Here is a 17,408-nt window from a genome sequence, read left to right as displayed (position 1 = left end):
TCCCCGCTGGGGAGAAGAGGGAGTCCGTGGCCACGTCGTGAGACAAAATCAAGTTCGCGGTAGTCTAGGCGCTGCCGCGAATCTCTTCTCCCCAGTGGGGGTCCGAAAGGACGGGTCGAGACCAGTGGCTCGACCCAGGCAAAGGTGCCGGCAGGCGGATGAGGGGGCGGCACGCACCTTCGTTCCACTTGACGTAATCAGAACGGAGAACCGGATCATGGCGACCATCGCAGCGGAAACGGAGGAGGATGGCCAGGGCGCGCGCGGCGGGCGCGGACTGAGGCTTTCCCCATCGGCGATCTCCTATCTCCAGGCGACGCCGCTGTTCGTCATTCTCGGCTTGTTCTTCCTGCTGCCAATCGCCATGATCGCGGTCGTCAGCTTCTGGGACTACGACTTTGCCGGTCTCTATCCCGATTTCCTGACGATGAACTACACCGACACGCTCGGTTCGTGGGTGACGTGGAAGATCTATCTCAACACGCTGAAATTCACTGCGATCGTCTGGGCGCTGACGCTCGTCATCGGTTTCTGGGTCGCCTATTTCCTGGCCTTCCACGTCCGCAAGACCTCGACGCAGATGATCCTCTTCCTCGTCTGCACCGTGCCGTTCATGACCTCGAACATCATCCGCATGATCTCGTGGATCCCGGTGCTCGGGCGCAACGGCCTCGTCAATTCGACGCTGATCAAGATGGGCATCATCCCGCAGCCGATCGAATGGCTGCTCTATTCCGATTTCGCCGTCGTGCTCGCCATGGTGCACCTCTATACGCTGTTTATGGTGACGCCGATCTTCAACACGCTCATGCGCATCGACCGATCGCTGTTCGAGGCGGCGCGCGATGCCGGCGCCTCCGGCTGGCAGGTGTTGTGGAACGTCGTCTTCCCGCTCGCCAAACCCGGCATGGCGATCGGCACGATCTTCGTCGTCACGCTCGTCATGGCTGACTTTTCGACGGTGCAGGTGATGTCCGGCGGCCAGAGCGCTTCGGTGGCGCTGATGATGAAGAACCAGATGTCGCTGCTGCAATATCCGGCCGCTGCCGCCAATGCAGTGGTGCTGCTCGCCGTCGTGCTGTTGATGGTCGCGGCCATCCTGCGCGTCGTCGACATCCGCAAGGAGCTTTGAGATGAGCCACGAAAAACGCGGCCTGGAATTCTATCTGCTGGCGCTCTTCTTCATCATCTTCGTGCTGTTTCTCTACGGCCCGCTTTCGGCGATCCTGATCCTCTCCTTCCAGGGGCCGGACGGCGGCCTGACCTTCCCGATGAACGGTATTTCCACGCACTGGTTCTTCAATCTGTTCGAGAAGCAGGCGGTCGGCGATTTCGGCGCCTCGTTCCGCCGCTCCTTCACCCTCGGGCTGATGGTGATGGCGGTGACCGTCGTCGTCTCACTGCTCGCCGGCCTTGCCTTCCGCCGCCGTTTCCGCGGTTCGACCGCGCTGTTCTATGCCACGGTCGCAAGCCTTGTCGTGCCGTCGATCATCATCTCGCTCGGCATCGGCGTCGTTTTCCAGGAGGGAGGGCTGAAGCCCGCCTGGTATTCGTCGGCCTTCGGCGCGCATCTCACCTGGACGCTGCCGTTCGGCGTGCTGATCATGTTTGCCGTCTTCAACCGCTTTTCGCCGGCCTATGAAGAGGCGGCGCGTGACCTCGGCGCCAGCTCCTGGCAGACGTTCCGCCATGTCGTGCTGCCGATGATCGCGCCGAGCCTCATCGGCGTCGGCCTGTTCGGCTTCACGCTCTCCTATGACGAATTCGCCCGCACGCTGATGACATCAGGCACCTACAACACGCTGCCGCTTGAAATCTACGGCATGACCACCAACGTCACGACGCCGGTGCTCTATGCGCTCGGCACCGTGACGACGCTGTTTTCCTTCACCATCATTCTCATCGCACTCGGCATCATGACGATGCTCAGCCGGCGGCAGGCAAAGATAAACTGACATGCGCATCCTCATCGTCAATCCGAACACCACGGCCTCCATGACCGAGAAAGCCGCCACCGCCGCGCGCGCGGTGGCGGCATCCGGCACGGAGATCATCGCGGCCACCTCGCGCATGGGGCCGGTTTCCATCGAAGGGCACTACGACGGGGCCTTAGCGATTCCCGGCCTGCTCGCCGAACTCAGGGAACGGCAGGGTGTAGGCTATGACGCGGCTGTTATCGCCTGCTTCGACGATACCGGGCTCGAAGCGGCGCGGACCTTTGCCGATGTGCCGATCCTCGGGCTTTGCGAGTCCGCCGTGGTGACGGCTGGTTTCCTGGCGCAGCGCTTCACCGTGGTGACGACGCTGGAGCGCTCGCGGGTGCTGATCGACAATCTGGTGCGCCGCTACGGCATGGGCGACCGCGCCAAGGTGCGCGCCTCAGACATCCCTGTGCTGGAACTGGAAGATCCGGCCTCGGGCGCGATCGGCAAGCTCAGGGCCGAGATCGAGCGGGCGCTTTTGGAAGACGGCGCCGAGGCGATCGTGCTCGGTTGCGCCGGCATGACCGATCTGGCGCGCGAACTGCAGCAGATCTACGGCGTGCCTGTCGTCGACGGTGTCGCCGCCGCCGTCAAGCAGGCCGAAGCGCTGGTGTCGCTCGGGCTTTCCACCAGCAAGCGCGGCTCCTACGCGTCGCCGCTGCCGAAACCCTTCACCGGGGCGATGAGCGGTTTCTCGCCGGTCCTGAAGGTCGGCTGAACGATGTCCGTTTCCTTCGATTTCCAACAGCTCACCGAGCGCCAACGCTACAAGCTGATGATCGGCACGATCATTCCGCGCCCGATCGCTCTGGTGACGACGGTCGACGAAAACGGCCGGATCAACGCCGCACCCTTCAGCTTCTTCAACTGCCTCTCGGCCGATCCGCCGATCCTTGCGATCGGGGTCGAGAACAATGTCGACATGTCGTTCAAGGATACCGGCCACAATATCCGCATGACCGAGGTGTTCACGGTCAATATCGTCTCCTTCGCGATCGCCGAGGCGATGCATGTCTGCGGCGCCAAATATCCGCGCGGCGTCGACGAGTTGAAGGAAGCGGGCTTGACGGCGATGCCGGGCGAGAAGGTGGCCTCGCCCTTTATCGCCGAGGCGCCGGCCGCCTTCGAATGCAAGCGGCACGTGACGCTGGAGCTCGGCCGGTCGCGGCAGATCGTCATGGGCGAGATCGTCTACGCGCATTATCGCGACGGCGTGGTCGATCCTGAACGGCTGCATGTCGATCCGGCCGCGGTGGATGCCATTGCGAGGCTTGGCGGCGATACCTGCGCCACTACCCGCGACCGCTTCGAGATGCTGACGCCGAAGCTCTGACATAGAGCATTTCCGTTTTCTTCGGAGTCATGAAAATGCTCTATCTCTTTGTCTTCGCGCAATTGCGGACGCAAAACCGCGGCGCAGTTTTGCTGGAGTTGCTCCAGGGATAGGTCCAAGTTTTTGCTTTACTTTTTTGCTCCCCGCGAGAATGGTCTGCACGGATCATCGCGCAAGAGGAACGCTCATCATGACAATCGAGGACGATCTCAGCCGGATCGCGGAGCAGGAGAAAGTCCTAAGCTTCGACGCTTTTGATCTGACGACGGCATGGCAGCTCGGCAAGCTCCTGCAGGAACTCGCCACCGAGCGTGGCCTCGGCATCGCGATCGACGTGACCCTGCATTCGATGCCGGTCTTCTATGCGGCACTCCCGGGTGTGACGCCCGACAACGTCAACTGGGTCCGCCGCAAGCGCAATATGGTGCTGCGTTATTTCCGCAGCAGCTATGCCTCCGGCCTGAAGCTGCAGAAGGATGGCAAGACGGTCGAGGATAACGGGCTTTCCGGCGCAGACTATGCGCCACATGGCGGCAGTTTCCCGATCAACGTCAAGGGCACCGGCTGCATCGGCGCCGTCACCGTCTCAGGACTGCCGCAGCGCGATGACCACAATCTCGCGGTCGAGGCGCTGGCGCTGATGCTCGCGAAGGATCTGGATACGCTGCGGCTCGCCCCGCCGCTTTGATGCGGCCTCTTTCGCCGTAATTTTGACAGAAAAAAGCCATGAAAACTGCAAATTCGCGTCGCTGCTCCGGTGACGCGGACTTGCCCTGCGGCTAAGCTGCGGCATCGCTCCTCATTTACCCCCCCGGGACGCCATGATCCGCTTGTTCCTTGCGCTTGCCGCCACCATCGGCTTCGGCCTTTTCCTTGTCTCCTGCAACACGCTGTCCAAAGAGGAATGCGTCGCCGCCGACTGGCGGGTGATCGGCGAAAGCGACGGGGCGGTAGGCTACGAGCCGCAACAGCGCTTCGCCGCACATGCGAAGTCCTGCGAGCGGGTCAAGATCGTGCCCGATCAGACGATCTGGTTTCAGGGGTATCAGACTGGCCTGGTGCGCTATTGCACGCCGCTCAGCGGGCTTGCGCGCGGCCAGGCGGGCAGCAGCTACGCCAATGTCTGCCCGCCGGAGGCCGCGCCCGGTTTCCTGCGCGGCTTCGGCCTCGGCAGCAAGCAGCACGAGCTGCAGGCGCGCCTCAGCTCGATGCAGAACGATTACAGCTTCAAGGAAACTGAAATCGACGATCTTTCCGACAAGCTGCGGGATGCTAAGGACGGCGACCGCTCGGAACTGCGCCGGCGGATCGAGGATCTCGAAGACGACATGCACGACATCCGCCGCGATCAGCGCGATGTGCAGGACGAACTCGACCGCGTCAACGAGGATGTCGAGTGGTTCCAGCGAAACCCCAACGCCGCACTGCCGCCGCCGGGCTACTGATCTTCGGCCTCAGATCCTGCCGCCGGCCTCAGGGATGCCCTTTGTCAGGCTGCCCGTTGCCGGGAAAAGCGGGATGAGGCAGGCCTGCAGGGCGTGATAGATATCGCCCTTGCCGGGGAACAGCGAGTGCGAGGGAACGAGATCTTCCGTCAGCTCCTCGTGCCAGCCACCATTCTTGTGGTCGATGAAGGCGCGCTCGATCACGTTCCAGATCTTGCGGTAGCTCTCTTCATGGAAATCGCTCGGCAGGTGCTCGTTGAGGAAATGTGCAGCGGCCGCAGCTTCGCAGGCTGGCCACCAGAGCTTGTTGCGCTTGGCGGGCTTGTCGTCCCAATCGAGCGTATAGAAGAAGCCACCCTTGTCGTTGTCCCAGCCGAGCGCCATGGATTGGGCGAACAGCGCCTTGGCCGCATCCGGCATCCATTCGATCCGCTTGCCGCCGAGCGTCCAGAGCTGCAGGATGAGGCGAGCCCATTCCAGCCAGTGGCCGGGCGTCGTGCCGGCCGGGCGGAACATTTCGTTCGGATGGTAGTAAGTCTTGTCGAGATTCCATTCGGCGTCGAAATGCTCTGCGACGCGCCAGTCGACCGAACCGGCCGCACGGCGGATGACGAGATCGGCGATGCTTTCGGCCTTGATCAGATATTCCCGATCGCCGGTGGCTTCGAAGGCCGCCATCAGCGCTTCGGTCAGGTGCATGTTGGAGTTTTGGCCGCGATAGGTGCCGCCATCGAGCGGCTGCCAGTCGGCGGTGAACTCCTCGGCGATCGCGCCGTGCTTCGCTTCCCAGAACTTCGTGTTGAGGATCTTGGTGATATCATCAAGCATGCCATCGGCAAGCGGATGGCCGATCGTCTTTGCGGCTGAGGCGGCGAGCAGCACGAAAGCATGGCCATAGCCCTGCTTGTTGGAATCGACGGGACCGTCATTGTTGAGCGACCAGAAATAGCCGCCGTTTTTCCGGTCGCGATGATGGTTCCAGATATAGCCCATGCCGTGGTCGACGACATCTGCAGCGCCGGGGCGGCCGAGCAGCGCGCCGATCGAGAAGCAATGCACGGCGCGCGCCGCGATATGGATGCCGCGAACCTGGCCCTCGGCGTCGAGAGGCCTGCCGGCGTCGTCGAGATCGTAGAAACCGCCCTTGGGATTGACCGAATTGTGCTGGAAGAAATCGAAGAGACCGTTCGCCTGGGTCAGCAGCCAGCCGCGATGATAGGCGCGGGTCGTCCAGTTTCCAAGCACGGCGTTGCCGGTTGCGGGTGCCATGATGCTCCTCCGATTTCGTGCACAAGCGTCGCAAACGCCTATATAGAGGTCGGGCAAGCCTGTCATCTGGCTATCGCATCGGCTGGAAAATCGGGGTCGATTTTCAAAAAGCACGATGCGAAGATTCAAACTGCTGCAGCGTCCTTTGCGTGTATTAATAGACGCGCGGCGCTGTAGACTTGCAAAGCACGAAATCGATCGGCATATATTGACATAAAGATATCTTTATGTGATTTGGACTGTCTGGTCTTACGACGTCAAGGAGCCCTCCCGTGTTTGACAATCTCTTTGGTCCGGAAACGGGCAAACGTGACGGCAGTGAAGTTTTCGCAGCTTTGAAACAAGCCGCGAGCGAGCGCATCCTTGTTCTCGACGGCGCCATGGGTACGCAGATCCAGGGGCTGGGCTATGACGAAGACCAGTTTCGCGGGACGCGCTTCATCGGCTGCGCCTGTCACCAGAAGGGCAATAACGACCTCCTGATCCTGACCCAGCCGGACGCGATCGAAGAGATCCATTACAGATACGCCAAGGCCGGCGCCGATATTCTCGAGACCAACACCTTCTCCTCGACCCGCATCGCGCAGGCCGATTACGAGATGGAAGGTGCAGTCTACGACCTCAACAAGGAAGGCGCCGAAATCGTGCGGCGGGCAGCACAGCGCGCCGAGCGCGAGGACGGCCGCCGCCGTTTCGTCGCCGGCGCCATTGGGCCGACCAACCGTACGGCCTCGATCTCGCCTGACGTCAACAACCCGGGTTTTCGCGCCGTGACCTTCGACGATCTGCGTTCCGCCTACGGCGAGCAGATCGACGGGCTGATCGACGGTGGCGCCGACATCATCCTCATCGAGACGATCTTCGACACGCTGAACGCCAAGGCTGCGATCTTCGCCTGCGAGGAGCGCTTCGAGGCCAAGGGCGTGCGCCTGCCCGTGATGATCTCGGGCACGATCACCGACCTTTCCGGCCGCACGCTGTCCGGCCAGACGCCATCTGCCTTCTGGAACTCGGTGCGCCATGCCAATCCCTTCACGATCGGGCTCAACTGCGCGCTCGGCGCCAATGCGATGCGCCCGCATCTGCAGGAGCTTTCGGGCGTTGCCGACACCTTCATCTGCGCCTATCCGAATGCCGGCCTGCCGAACGAATTCGGCCAGTATGACGAAACCCCGGAGCTGATGGCGGCGCAGATCGACGGCTTCGCCCGCGAGGGCCTCGTCAACATCGTCGGCGGCTGCTGCGGCTCGACGCCCGAGCATATCAAGGCAATCGCCGAGACCGTTGCGAAATACAAGCCACGGCCGATTCCCGAGCATCGCCCGTTCATGTCGCTGTCGGGTCTCGAACCCTTCGAGCTGACGAAGGACATCCCTTTCGTCAATGTCGGCGAGCGCACCAACGTCACCGGCTCGGCCCGCTTCCGCAAGCTGATCACCAATGCCGATTTCACCGCAGCGCTCGATGTCGCCCGCGACCAGGTCGAGAACGGCGCCCAGGTGATCGACATCAACATGGACGAGGGGCTGATCGATTCCGAAAAGGCGATGGTCGAGTTCCTCAACCTGATCGCCGCCGAGCCTGACATTGCCCGCGTGCCTGTGATGATCGACTCGTCGAAATTCTCGATCATCGAATCCGGCCTGAAGCGGGTCCAGGGCAAGCCGATCGTCAACTCGATCTCGCTGAAGGAAGGCGAGGAGAATTTCCTCGCCCAGGCGCGGCTGCTGCACAATTATGGTGCCGCCGTCGTCGTCATGGCCTTCGACGAGACGGGGCAGGCGGACAGCTACGAGCGCAAGGTGGATATCTGCACACGCGCCTACAAGCTGCTGACCGAAAAGATCGGCTATCCGCCCGAGGACATCATCTTCGATCCGAATATTTTCGCGGTCGCGACCGGCATCGAAGAGCACAATAATTACGGCGTCGACTTCATCGAGGCGACGCGGACGATCCGCGAGCGCATGCCGCTGGTGCATATTTCGGGCGGCGTCTCCAACCTGTCCTTCTCGTTCCGCGGCAACGAGCCGGTGCGCGAGGCGATGCACGCCGTGTTCCTCTACCACGCCATCCAGGCGGGCATGGACATGGGCATCGTCAATGCCGGCCAGCTTGCCGTCTACGATAATATCGATCCCGAGCTGCGCGAGGCCTGCGAGGACGTGGTGCTGAACCGCCGGCCTGATGGTACCGAGCGGCTGCTCGAAGTGGCGGAGAAATTCCGTGGCGGCGCGGCACGCGAAGGCCGCGTCCAGGATCTTTCCTGGCGCGAATGGAGCGTCGAGAAGCGTCTCGAACATGCGCTGGTCAACGGCATCACCGAATATATCGAGGCCGATACCGAGGAGGCGCGCCAGCAGGCTGTCAGGCCGCTGCACGTCATCGAAGGGCCGCTGATGGCCGGCATGAACGTCGTCGGTGACCTGTTCGGCTCGGGCAAGATGTTCCTGCCGCAGGTGGTCAAGTCGGCGCGCGTGATGAAGCAGGCGGTGGCCGTGCTGCTGCCCTACATGGAAGAGGAAAAGCGCCTCAATGGCGGCGAGGAACGCCGGTCGGCCGGCAAGATCCTGATGGCGACGGTCAAGGGCGATGTGCACGATATCGGCAAGAACATCGTCGGCGTCGTGCTTGCCTGCAACAATTACGAGATCGTCGACCTCGGCGTCATGGTGCCGGCGACGAAGATCCTCGAAACGGCGATTGCCGAAAAGGTCGATGTCATTGGCCTTTCCGGCCTGATCACGCCGTCGCTCGACGAGATGGTGCATGTCGCGGCCGAAATGGAGCGGCAGGGCTTCGAGATCCCGCTGCTGATCGGCGGGGCAACGACCAGCCGCGTGCATACGGCCGTGAAGATCCATCCCGGCTACAACAAGGGGCAGACGATCTACGTGACCGATGCGAGCCGCGCCGTCGGCGTCGTCTCGGCCCTGCTGTCACCGGAGAACCGCCAGGCCTATGTCGACGACATTCGCGCCGAATATGCCAAGGTGGCGGCCGCCCATGCGCGCAGCGAGGCCGAGAAGGTGCGCTTGCCGTTGCCCCGGGCTCGCGAGAATGCGCATAAGGTCGATTGGTCTGCCTACCGGCCGGTGAAGCCGCAATTTTTCGGCACACGGGTGTTCGAGGATTATGATCTGGCCGAGCTTGCCAAATATATCGACTGGACGCCGTTCTTCCAGACCTGGGAGCTGCGCGGCCGGTACCCCGCCATTCTGGAAGACGAGAAGCAGGGCGAGGCGGCGCGTGCGCTCTGGGCCGATGCGCAGGCCATGCTGAAGAAGATCATCGATGAAAAGTGGTTCCGCCCACGCGCCGTCATCGGCTTCTGGCCGGCCGGCGCCGTCGGTGACGACATCCGACTGTTCACGGACGAGAGCCGGAAGCACGAGCTTGAGACCTTCTATACGCTGCGCCAGCAGCTTTCGAAGCGGGACGGGCGGGCGAACGTGGCGCTCTCCGACTTCGTGGCGCCTGTCACAAGCGGTGTTCAGGATTATGTCGGCGGCTTCGTGGTGACGGCGGGTATCGAGGAAATTGCCATCTCCGAGCGATTCGAACGGGCGAACGACGATTATTCCTCGATCCTCGTCAAGGCGCTGGCCGACCGCTTCGCCGAAGCTTTTGCCGAGCGCATGCATGAGCAGGTGCGGCGCGAATACTGGGGCTACGCCAAGGACGAGACGCTCAGCAAGGAGGATCTCATTACCGAAGCCTATGCCGGCATCCGCCCGGCGCCCGGTTATCCCGCCCAGCCTGACCACACCGAAAAGGCGACACTCTTCAAGCTGCTCGATGCTGAAAAAGCGGCCGGCGTAAAGCTGACGGAGAGTTATGCGATGTGGCCGGGTTCCTCGGTCTCGGGCCTCTATATCGGCCATCCCGACTCCTATTATTTCGGCGTCGCCAAGGTGGAGCGCGATCAGGTGGAAGACTATGCGGCCCGCAAGCAGATGGCGGTGTCTGAAGTCGAGCGCTGGCTCGGGCCGGTGCTGAACTACGTGCCGCGCAAGACGGACGAGCAGATCGAAGACGCGGCCTGATTGCCGAGTCTTCACGGTCGCTTAGGGCGGCGTACTCAGAGATTGATTCAATAAATGAAAAGTCGGAAGGGATTCACCTTCCGACCTTATAATTTTGATGCGGCTCAATAATTGCCCGCATTAAGGCCGTTTGATTTTGATAGCGGAATTGACGTTGAGGTGTATACTTAGCCAAGTTAGCTAATGAGGGCGACGATGCAGGTTACCATCCATGCCGCAAAGACCAACCTGTCGAAATTGATCGACGCCGCCCTTTCCGGTGAGGAAGTGGTGATCGCCAAGGGACGCAAGCCTGTTGTGAAGATCATTCCGATTGTGCAGTCTTCCTTCAAGATCGGCCTGCTCAAGGGGCAAGTTGTTGGAGATGGGCCCGACTTTTTTGAGCCCATGGATCAGGGCGAGCTTGCGGCTTGGGAAGGGGGCGAGTGAACTCGCTCCTGCTCGACACCCATGCCTGGGCATGGTCGCTGACCGGCGACGAGCGGCTCTCGGCCAAGGCGATCGCTCTGATCGAAAAGGCGGAGACGATTTTCGTCAGCCCACTATCCCTATTTGAAATCGGGCAGAAGGTTCGTCTCGGCAAATGGCCGGAGATGGAGCCTTTCATCGGCCGGCTGCCGGAACTGCTGCATGAACAGGGTGGCATTGCCGCGGCATTGACACCGGAAATCTGTCTGACCGCAGCCATGATGGACTGGACACATCGCGATCCGTTCGACCGGTTTCTTGCCGCGACCGCCATGCAGAATGGAATACCACTTATCTCCGCCGATGCGATCTTTGATAATCTTGTCGGAAATCAGCTTTGGATCGCCCGCTTCTGGTAGGGCTTACGTCACCGCGATCGTCAGTTCCGCGACAAAGTCATAGGCATCGCCGCGATAGAGCGAGCGGGTGAATTCGACGGCGCGGCCGGAGCCGAGATAGGAGATGCGCTCGATCGACAGGCCAGCCGCACCCGCGGAGACGCCGAGAAGCTGGGCGTCGGCTTCCTTCATATTGGTTGCCGAGATGCGCTGCACGGCGCGCACGGGTCGGACCTGGAGGCGTTCGAGCTCGGCATAGAGCGAATTGGTGACGGCCGAGGGATCGGGCAGGAACTCGCCGGAGACGCTGGCATTCTCGATCGCCAGCGGCTGGTCGTCGGCGATGCGCAGGCGCGAGAGGCGCGAAACCTTGACGTCGGCACCGAGGCCAAGGATCATCATCTCGTCGGGCGAGGGCGTGTGGATGCCCTTATGCAGCCATTCGGAGCGGGAGGACATGCCGCGGCGCGCCATGTCCTCGGTGAAGGAGGTGAGCTGCGACAGGCGCTGCTCGACCTTGGAGACCGGCTTGGCGACGAAGGTGCCGGAACCGTGACGGCGCACCAACAGGCCATCGGCGACGAGTTCGTCGATCGCCTTCCGCACGGTGACGCGGCTGACGGCGGCCAATTCGGCGATGTCGCGTTCCGGCGGCAGCGCATCGCCTTGACCAAGCGTGCCGGTGCGCACGGCTCCTTCGAGCGTGCGGCGCAGCTTGACGTAGAGCGGCCCTGTGCCGGCTGCCTGCAGGCGCTCCAGGGAAAGGAGGGTGGCGAGGTCGTCGGTCATGCCGCACCCCTCTGCCTGTCGTTCAAGAGCTTGACTGCAAGTTCAACCGCGCCCTGCAGGGCATCGCCTTTTGGCTTGGCAAGCAGGGACCTGTAGCGTTCGGATAGCCAGGGCTCGTAGGCTTCGGAAAGGCCGCCGAGCAGGCAGATCGACGGGCATTCGGGCCAGAGCAGTGCTTCGAGACTTTCGCCGATAGCCGTTGCCGCATCCGTGACGATGCCAACTGCAACGGCATCGTCCTTGGCCGCATGTTCGAAGACGATCGGTGCGTAACGGGCAAAATCCTTTGGTCTTGCCGAATGGGCGAATTCGACGATGCGCTCTGGATCGTTGCCATATTGGGTCATGACCGCTTCGGTGATCGGCGATACCGGGCGCACCCCGTCATGGGCGAGCAGCGATTGTTCCAGGAGGTCGCGGCCGAGGCGGGCACCGCTTGCCTGGTCGCCGACGACGAAACCCCAGCCACCGATGCCGTTCAGTCGGCCATCCCTGCGGGCATTATAGACCGAGCCAGTGCCGAAGGCGCCGACGATGCCGTCGGCATCGCCGAGCGCCCCCTGCAGGGCGATCAGCGCATCGGTGACGACGCGGCCTTCGGTGAAAGGCAGGGCCTTTTCGATTCGTCTACCATAATCGCCGACATTGGCGCCGGCGACGCCGACGACGGCTGCGACGGAGGAAATGGTTTCAGCGGCAAGCCCGGCATCGCCTAGCGCCTGCCGGGCGGATTCGACGATATTGAGAAGGGAGTTTTCCAGATCCGACAGGATGTTGGCAGGGCCGGCTTTGCCACGGCCGATGACATTGCCGTTCCTGTCCGCGACTGCGGCCCGGCAGCTCGTTCCGCCGCCGTCTATGCCGATTGCAAGCTCCGTCATCGGGCCTCCGAATATGCCGTTCCCTATGTTTTAATACAATACCAAAAAAATACCATTTACCAAGTGGGAATGACGTGGAAAATCAATCTTTTTATCATATTGATTTTGCTAGATTAAATTTTTTAATGAGTTTTATCAGGCCGAAAAGTTAATTTCGGCTGGACAATTGGTATTTTTTTGGCATTAATTCGGCAAAAGGGAACAGCACTTCGAAGCCCACGAAAACCGGCAGTTAAGTCAAGCCGGAACCGCTTCGAGGATGATCGAGAGAACGACCCCCGGCCCATCAAGCTGGGGGCGAATTCGGCCATCCATCGGCTTTCCCCGCCATTTCGCCACCCCGGTGCAGTCGCCGGGAAGGCGCGCAGTTCGGCCGCAGGCGTCCGCCTTCGTGTCCGTCGAGCTTTCGGGACCGGCATTGCTGGCGGTCCTCCAAGGGGCGTTGGGTGTTACCTCAAACACGCCAATTGCTTGTTTCAGATCGAAAACAGCGCCTCGCGGCGCTTAAAACAGGAGAGGGAAATGAAAAACACTGCTCTGAAAAGCCTGCTGCTTGCCTCCAGTCTGCTGAGTTCAGCGGGTCTCGTCCACGCCGCCGACGTCACGCTGACGGTCGAAAGCTGGCGTAACGACGACCTGCAGATCTGGCAGGAAAAGATCATCCCGGCTTTCGAAGCCAAGAACCCGGGCATCAAGATCGTCTTCTCGCCGACCGCGCCGACCGAATACAACGCCTCGCTGAACGCCAAGCTCGATGCCGGCTCCGCAGGCGATATCATCACCTGCCGTCCGTTCGATGCCTCGCTCGAACTCTTCAACAAGAAGCAGCTCACTGACATCACCAGCCTGCCTGGCATGGAGAACTTCTCGCCGGTCGCCAAGGCCGCCTGGAGCACCGACGACGGCAAGTCGACCTTCTGCGTGCCGATGGCTTCTGTCATCCACGGCTTCATCTACAACAAGGATGCCTTCGACAAGCTCGGCATCTCGGTGCCGAAGACCCAGGACGAGTTCTACGCAGCGCTCGACAAGATCAAGGCCGACGGCACCTACATTCCGCTCGCCATGGGCACGAAGGACCTCTGGGAAGCCGCTACCATGGGCTACCAGAATATCGGCCCGAACTACTGGAAGGGTGAGGATGGCCGCGCCGCCCTGATCGCCGGCAAGCAGAAGCTGACGGATGCCGACTGGGTCAAGCCCTATGAAGAGCTTGCCAAGTGGAAGCCCTATCTCGGCGACGGCTTCGAAGCCCAGACCTATTCGGACAGCCAGAACCTGTTCACGCTCGGTCGTGCCGCGATCTATCCGGCCGGCTCGTGGGAAATCTCGCTGTTCAACAGCCAGGCCCAGTTCAAGATGGGCGCCTTCCCGCCGCCGGTTCCGAAGGCCGGCGACACGGGCTACATCTCCGACCATCCGGATATCGGTGTCGCTCTGAACACCAAGAGCACGCATGCCGAGGAAGCCAAGAAGTTCCTCAGCTGGGTCGCTTCGCCTGAGTTCGCCGATATCTACGCCAACGCGCTGCCCGGCTTCTTCAGCCTGAACTCCAACCCGGTCAAGATGTCCGATCCGCTCGCTCAGGAGTTCGTTTCCTGGCGCGGCCCGTACAAGTCGACGGTGCGCTCGACTTACCAGATCCTGTCGCGCGGCACGCCGAACCTCGAAAACGAGACCTGGGTCGAATCGGCCAATGTGATCAACGGCACGGATACGCCTGCGGTTGCTGCCGAAAAGCTCCAGAAGGGCCTCGACAGCTGGTACAAGCCGGCCAAGTGATGTGATCAGGGGCGGCGTTTGCAGCCCCTCATCCGGCCTGCCGGCCACCTTCTCCCCGCTCGCGGGGAGAAGGAGACTCGCAGCGACCGCCCAGCCCGATATAGCATCTCAACAGGGCGTGTTCCCTCTCTTCCCAAGTGGCAGAGAGTTAGGGTGAGGCGCAACGTTTTCCACCTGTGCTGCCCTTGCGGCCAGTCGACAGAACAGGCAAAAGCCATGAGCGAAACCGACAACACGGCCGATATCGTCCCGATCAGGCGCGCGGTGCGCTGGCACATCTTCGTCTTCATGCTGCCGGCCCTGATCGTCTATTCGGCGGTCATGGTGCTGCCGCTCATAGAAACTCTTCGGCTGTCGCTCTACAATACGGTCGACGGGCAGCCGGCCTTCGTCGGATTGGCGAATTTCAAGGTGCTGTTCGGCGATGCGCGCTGGGCGCGCGATTTCTGGAATGCCCTTGTCAATAACCTGATCTTCTTTGCCGTCCACATGTGCGTGCAGAACCCGATCGGCGTGGCGCTTGCCGCCCTGCTTTCGGTGCCGAAGCTGCGCGGCGTCGCCTTTTACCGGACGGCGATGTTCCTGCCGACGCTCTTGTCCTTCGTCATCGTCGGCTTCATCTGGAAGCTCATCCTTTCGCCGATCTGGGGCGTGGCGCCCTGGATGCTCGATCTCATCGGTTTGAAATTCCTGTTCGCACCCTGGCTCGGCAAGTCCGGTTCGGCGCTGATTGCGGTATCGCTGATCTCGAACTGGCAATATATCGGCATTCCGATGATGCTGATCTATGCCGCACTGCTCAGCATTCCCGAAGAGGTGATTGAGGCGGCCGAATGCGACGGCATCACCGGCTGGGCCCAATTCTGGAAAATCAAGCTGCCGCTCATCCTGCCGGCGATCGGCATCATCTCGATCCTGACCTTCGTCGGCAATTTCAATGCCTTCGACCTGATCTATACCGTGCAGGGGGCGCTTGCCGGACCTGACATGTCGACCGACATTCTCGGCACGCTGCTCTACCGCACCTTCTTCGGTTTCCAGCTTCAGCTCGGCGACCGCTCGATGGGCGCGACGATTGCCACGGTGATGTTCCTCATCATCCTCGCCGGCGTCTCGCTTTATCTATTCGTCATCCAGCGGCGCATGCGTCGCTACCAGTTCTGAGGAGCGGGCATGTCCAAGGCACGCACATCTCCCATCCGCACCGGCCTCGTGCATCTGGCGCTGAGCGCCTATACTCTGGTCGCGCTGTTTCCGGTCTTTCTCACCGTCATCAACTCGTTCAAGGATCGCGCCTCGATCTTCCGCGAGCCGCTGATGATCCCGACGCCGTCAACCTTCAGCCTCGTCGGCTATCAGACAGTGCTCGGGCAGGGCGATTTTGCCACCTATTTCCAGAACAGCTTCATCGTCACGATCGTCTCGATCCTGCTGGTGCTGCTCTTTGGCGCCATGGCGGCCTTTGCGCTTTCCGAATACCGTTTCCGCGGCAATATGCTGCTTGGGCTCTACATGGCGATCGGCATCATGATCCCGATCCGCCTCGGCACGGTGGCGATCCTCCAGGGCATGGTGGCGGCCGGTCTCGTCAACACGCTGACGGCGCTGATCCTCGTCTATACCGCGCAGGGCATACCGCTGGCGATCTTCATCCTGTCGGAATTCATGCGCACGGTGTCGGACGATCTGAAGAATGCCGGCCGCATCGACGGACTTTCCGAATATGCGATCTTCTTCCGCCTGGTGCTGCCGCTGGTGCGCCCGGCCATGGCGACGGTCGCCGTCTTCACGATGATCCCGATCTGGAACGATCTCTGGTTCCCGCTGATCCTCGCACCCTCCGAGGCCACCAAGACGGTGACGCTCGGCTCGCAGATCTTCATCGGCCAGTTCGTCACCAACTGGAACGCGGTGCTGGCGGCGCTGTCGCTGGCGATCCTGCCTATCCTCGTCCTCTACGTCATCTTCTCGCGGCAGCTGATCCGCGGCATCACGTCAGGAGCCGTCAAGTGACCAAAAAACCGATCCGCGTGCTCGTTGCCGGCCTCGGCAATATGGGCCGCAGCCATGCGCTCGCCTATCACAACAATCCAGGCTTTGAGATCGTCGGTCTCGTCAATCGCTCGAGGCCACAATTGGAGCCCGAGCTGCAGGGCTATACGATCTATCCCGACTTCACGACGGCGCTGGCCGAGCTGAAACCGGACCTCTGCTCGATCAACACCTATTCCGACAGTCATGCCGATTATGCGGTCGCCGCCTTCGAGGCCGGCTGCGATGTCTTCGTGGAAAAGCCGCTGGCGACAACGGTTGCAGACGCCGAGCGCGTCGTCGCGGCGGCCAGGAAGGCCGGGCGCAAGCTGGTGATCGGTTATATCCTTCGCCATCACCCCTCCTGGATGAAGCTGATCGAAGAGGCGCGAAAGCTCGGCCCGCCTTACGTCTTCCGCATGAACCTCAACCAGCAATCCAGCGGCCCGACCTGGGCGACGCACAAGTCGCTGATGCGCACGACCTCGCCAATCGTCGATTGCGGCGTGCATTATGTCGACGTCATGTGCCAGATCACTGACGCCAGGGCTGTCGAGGTGCGCGGCATGGGGCTGCGTATGTCGGAAGAGATCGCTGCCGACATGTATAATTACGGTCACCTGCAGGTGCTGTTCGAGGATGGTTCCGTCGGCTGGTACGAGGCTGGCTGGGGACCGATGATTTCGGAAACCGCTTTCTTCGTGAAGGATGTGATGTCGCCGAAGGGCGCGGTGTCGATCGTCATGGATCCGAACGCCAAGTCCGACGATATCGATACGCACACCAAGACCTCGGTGATCCGGCTGCATACGGCAGAGACCGGGCCTGACGGCAAGTTCATCCGACCCGACCAGGATATGACGATGGCGGGCGAGCCCGGTCATCAGGAACTCTGCGACCTGGAACAGGCCTTCATGCTGAGGGCGATCCGCGAGGATCTGGACCTCGACCGCCATATGGCGGATGCGGTGGCATCGCTGCGCATCTGCCTTGCCGCCGACGAGAGCGTGCGTACCGGCCAGCCGGTCACATTATAAGGAAAGA

General features: G+C 61.5%; 16 protein-coding genes. 13 read left to right on the top strand and 3 right to left on the bottom strand.

The genetic code is table 11. The features are described 5' to 3' along the window. The first annotated feature begins 217 nt into the window (after positions 1 to 217). The 6 genes from AC25BC_RS14755 to AC25BC_RS14730 all read left to right on the top strand — a co-directional run bounded on the left by AC25BC_RS14755 (position 218) and on the right by AC25BC_RS14730 (position 4,760). Positions 218 to 1,132, top strand: a complete 915-nt coding sequence (locus tag AC25BC_RS14755; RefSeq protein WP_012758345.1) for an ABC transporter permease — start codon at positions 218 to 220, stop codon at positions 1,130 to 1,132. 1 nt (position 1,133) lies between these two features. Next, positions 1,134 to 1,955 (top strand): ABC transporter permease, encoded by an 822-nt coding sequence (locus AC25BC_RS14750; RefSeq protein WP_012758344.1) that lies wholly within the window; start codon positions 1,134 to 1,136, stop codon positions 1,953 to 1,955. A 1-nt stretch (position 1,956) separates the two neighbouring features. Continuing rightward, the gene (locus AC25BC_RS14745) at positions 1,957 to 2,700 is read left to right on the top strand and encodes an aspartate/glutamate racemase family protein (protein WP_012758343.1); all 744 of its coding nucleotides are present in this window, start codon (positions 1,957 to 1,959) and stop codon (positions 2,698 to 2,700) included. A 3-nt stretch (positions 2,701 to 2,703) separates the two neighbouring features. Then, entirely contained in the window at positions 2,704 to 3,315 is a 612-nt protein-coding gene (locus AC25BC_RS14740; RefSeq protein ID WP_012758342.1) for a flavin reductase family protein, read from the top strand. A gap of 190 nt (positions 3,316 to 3,505) precedes the next feature. After that, positions 3,506 to 4,003 (top strand): heme-degrading domain-containing protein, encoded by a 498-nt coding sequence (locus AC25BC_RS14735; RefSeq protein WP_018446594.1) that lies wholly within the window; start codon positions 3,506 to 3,508, stop codon positions 4,001 to 4,003. Between the two features lie 133 nt (positions 4,004 to 4,136). Continuing rightward, on the top strand, positions 4,137 to 4,760 hold the full coding sequence (locus AC25BC_RS14730) for a DUF2799 domain-containing protein (RefSeq protein ID WP_128407070.1): 624 nt from the start codon (positions 4,137 to 4,139) through the stop codon (positions 4,758 to 4,760). A gap of 9 nt (positions 4,761 to 4,769) precedes the next feature. Here the strand turns inward: AC25BC_RS14730 and AC25BC_RS14725 are convergent, their stop codons facing one another. Continuing rightward, a complete protein-coding gene (locus AC25BC_RS14725; RefSeq protein ID WP_128438207.1) occupies positions 4,770 to 6,029 on the bottom strand; it encodes an AGE family epimerase/isomerase in 1,260 nt (419 codons plus the stop codon). 272 nt (positions 6,030 to 6,301) lie between these two features. On the opposite strand from AC25BC_RS14725, the gene metH reads away from it, so the two are divergent. The 3 genes from metH to AC25BC_RS14710 all read left to right on the top strand — a co-directional run bounded on the left by metH (position 6,302) and on the right by AC25BC_RS14710 (position 10,902). Continuing rightward, on the top strand, positions 6,302 to 10,075 hold the full coding sequence (gene metH, locus AC25BC_RS14720) for a methionine synthase (RefSeq protein WP_017994753.1): 3,774 nt from the start codon (positions 6,302 to 6,304) through the stop codon (positions 10,073 to 10,075). A gap of 195 nt (positions 10,076 to 10,270) precedes the next feature. After that, positions 10,271 to 10,504, top strand: coding sequence for a type II toxin-antitoxin system Phd/YefM family antitoxin (locus tag AC25BC_RS14715; RefSeq protein ID WP_128438206.1), 234 nt, complete (start codon positions 10,271 to 10,273; stop codon positions 10,502 to 10,504). Then, the gene (locus AC25BC_RS14710; protein ID WP_128438205.1) at positions 10,501 to 10,902 is read left to right on the top strand and encodes a type II toxin-antitoxin system VapC family toxin; all 402 of its coding nucleotides are present in this window, start codon (positions 10,501 to 10,503) and stop codon (positions 10,900 to 10,902) included. Before AC25BC_RS14715 ends, AC25BC_RS14710 begins: the two co-directional genes overlap by 4 nt. A 3-nt stretch (positions 10,903 to 10,905) precedes the next feature. Here the strand turns inward: AC25BC_RS14710 and AC25BC_RS14705 are convergent, their stop codons facing one another. After that, the gene (locus AC25BC_RS14705) at positions 10,906 to 11,670 is read right to left on the bottom strand and encodes a GntR family transcriptional regulator (RefSeq protein ID WP_128438204.1); all 765 of its coding nucleotides are present in this window, start codon (positions 11,668 to 11,670) and stop codon (positions 10,906 to 10,908) included. Continuing rightward, positions 11,667 to 12,551 (bottom strand): glucosamine kinase nucleotide-binding domain-containing protein, encoded by an 885-nt coding sequence (locus AC25BC_RS14700; RefSeq protein WP_012758335.1) that lies wholly within the window; start codon positions 12,549 to 12,551, stop codon positions 11,667 to 11,669. The genes AC25BC_RS14705 and AC25BC_RS14700 overlap by 4 nt, the downstream gene beginning before the upstream one ends. Positions 12,552 to 13,073: 522 nt before the next feature. Here AC25BC_RS14700 and AC25BC_RS14695 point away from each other — a divergent pair. The 4 genes from AC25BC_RS14695 to AC25BC_RS14680 all read left to right on the top strand — a co-directional run bounded on the left by AC25BC_RS14695 (position 13,074) and on the right by AC25BC_RS14680 (position 17,401). Further along, on the top strand, positions 13,074 to 14,333 hold the full coding sequence (locus AC25BC_RS14695) for an ABC transporter substrate-binding protein (RefSeq protein ID WP_128438203.1): 1,260 nt from the start codon (positions 13,074 to 13,076) through the stop codon (positions 14,331 to 14,333). A gap of 216 nt (positions 14,334 to 14,549) precedes the next feature. Continuing rightward, positions 14,550 to 15,497 carry a carbohydrate ABC transporter permease gene (locus AC25BC_RS14690; protein ID WP_012758333.1) on the top strand — a complete coding sequence of 316 codons (948 nt, stop codon included), beginning with the start codon at positions 14,550 to 14,552 and terminating at the stop codon, positions 15,495 to 15,497. A gap of 9 nt (positions 15,498 to 15,506) precedes the next feature. Continuing rightward, entirely contained in the window at positions 15,507 to 16,346 is an 840-nt protein-coding gene (locus AC25BC_RS14685; protein ID WP_012758332.1) for a carbohydrate ABC transporter permease, read from the top strand. A gap of 41 nt (positions 16,347 to 16,387) precedes the next feature. Further along, positions 16,388 to 17,401: a Gfo/Idh/MocA family protein gene (locus AC25BC_RS14680; RefSeq protein WP_050786645.1), complete on the top strand. Its 1,014-nt coding sequence runs from the start codon at positions 16,388 to 16,390 to the stop codon at positions 17,399 to 17,401. The last annotated feature ends 7 nt before the right edge of the window (positions 17,402 to 17,408 follow it).

It is taken from the genome of Rhizobium sp. WSM409 (assembly GCF_057653825.1).
This window is presented reverse-complemented; position numbering and strand designations above follow the sequence as displayed.

Bases quoted from the DNA above. Each gene is read 5' to 3' on its own strand.
- AC25BC_RS14755 (WP_012758345.1), top strand. From the start codon at position 218: ATGGCGACCATCGCAGCGGAAACGGAGGAGGATGGCCAGGGCGCGCGC.
- AC25BC_RS14750 (WP_012758344.1), top strand. From the start codon at position 1,134: ATGAGCCACGAAAAACGCGGCCTGGAATTCTATCTGCTGGCGCTCTTC.
- AC25BC_RS14745 (WP_012758343.1), top strand. From the start codon at position 1,957: ATGCGCATCCTCATCGTCAATCCGAACACCACGGCCTCCATGACCGAG.
- AC25BC_RS14740 (WP_012758342.1), top strand. From the start codon at position 2,704: ATGTCCGTTTCCTTCGATTTCCAACAGCTCACCGAGCGCCAACGCTAC.
- AC25BC_RS14735 (WP_018446594.1), top strand. From the start codon at position 3,506: ATGACAATCGAGGACGATCTCAGCCGGATCGCGGAGCAGGAGAAAGTC.
- AC25BC_RS14730 (WP_128407070.1), top strand. From the start codon at position 4,137: ATGATCCGCTTGTTCCTTGCGCTTGCCGCCACCATCGGCTTCGGCCTT.
- AC25BC_RS14725 (WP_128438207.1), bottom strand. From the start codon at position 6,029: ATGGCACCCGCAACCGGCAACGCCGTGCTTGGAAACTGGACGACCCGC.
- AC25BC_RS14715 (WP_128438206.1), top strand. From the start codon at position 10,271: ATGCAGGTTACCATCCATGCCGCAAAGACCAACCTGTCGAAATTGATC.
- AC25BC_RS14705 (WP_128438204.1), bottom strand. From the start codon at position 11,670: ATGACCGACGACCTCGCCACCCTCCTTTCCCTGGAGCGCCTGCAGGCA.
- AC25BC_RS14700 (WP_012758335.1), bottom strand. From the start codon at position 12,551: ATGACGGAGCTTGCAATCGGCATAGACGGCGGCGGAACGAGCTGCCGG.
- AC25BC_RS14695 (WP_128438203.1), top strand. From the start codon at position 13,074: ATGAAAAACACTGCTCTGAAAAGCCTGCTGCTTGCCTCCAGTCTGCTG.
- AC25BC_RS14690 (WP_012758333.1), top strand. From the start codon at position 14,550: ATGAGCGAAACCGACAACACGGCCGATATCGTCCCGATCAGGCGCGCG.
- AC25BC_RS14685 (WP_012758332.1), top strand. From the start codon at position 15,507: ATGTCCAAGGCACGCACATCTCCCATCCGCACCGGCCTCGTGCATCTG.
- AC25BC_RS14680 (WP_050786645.1), top strand. From the start codon at position 16,388: ATGGGCCGCAGCCATGCGCTCGCCTATCACAACAATCCAGGCTTTGAG.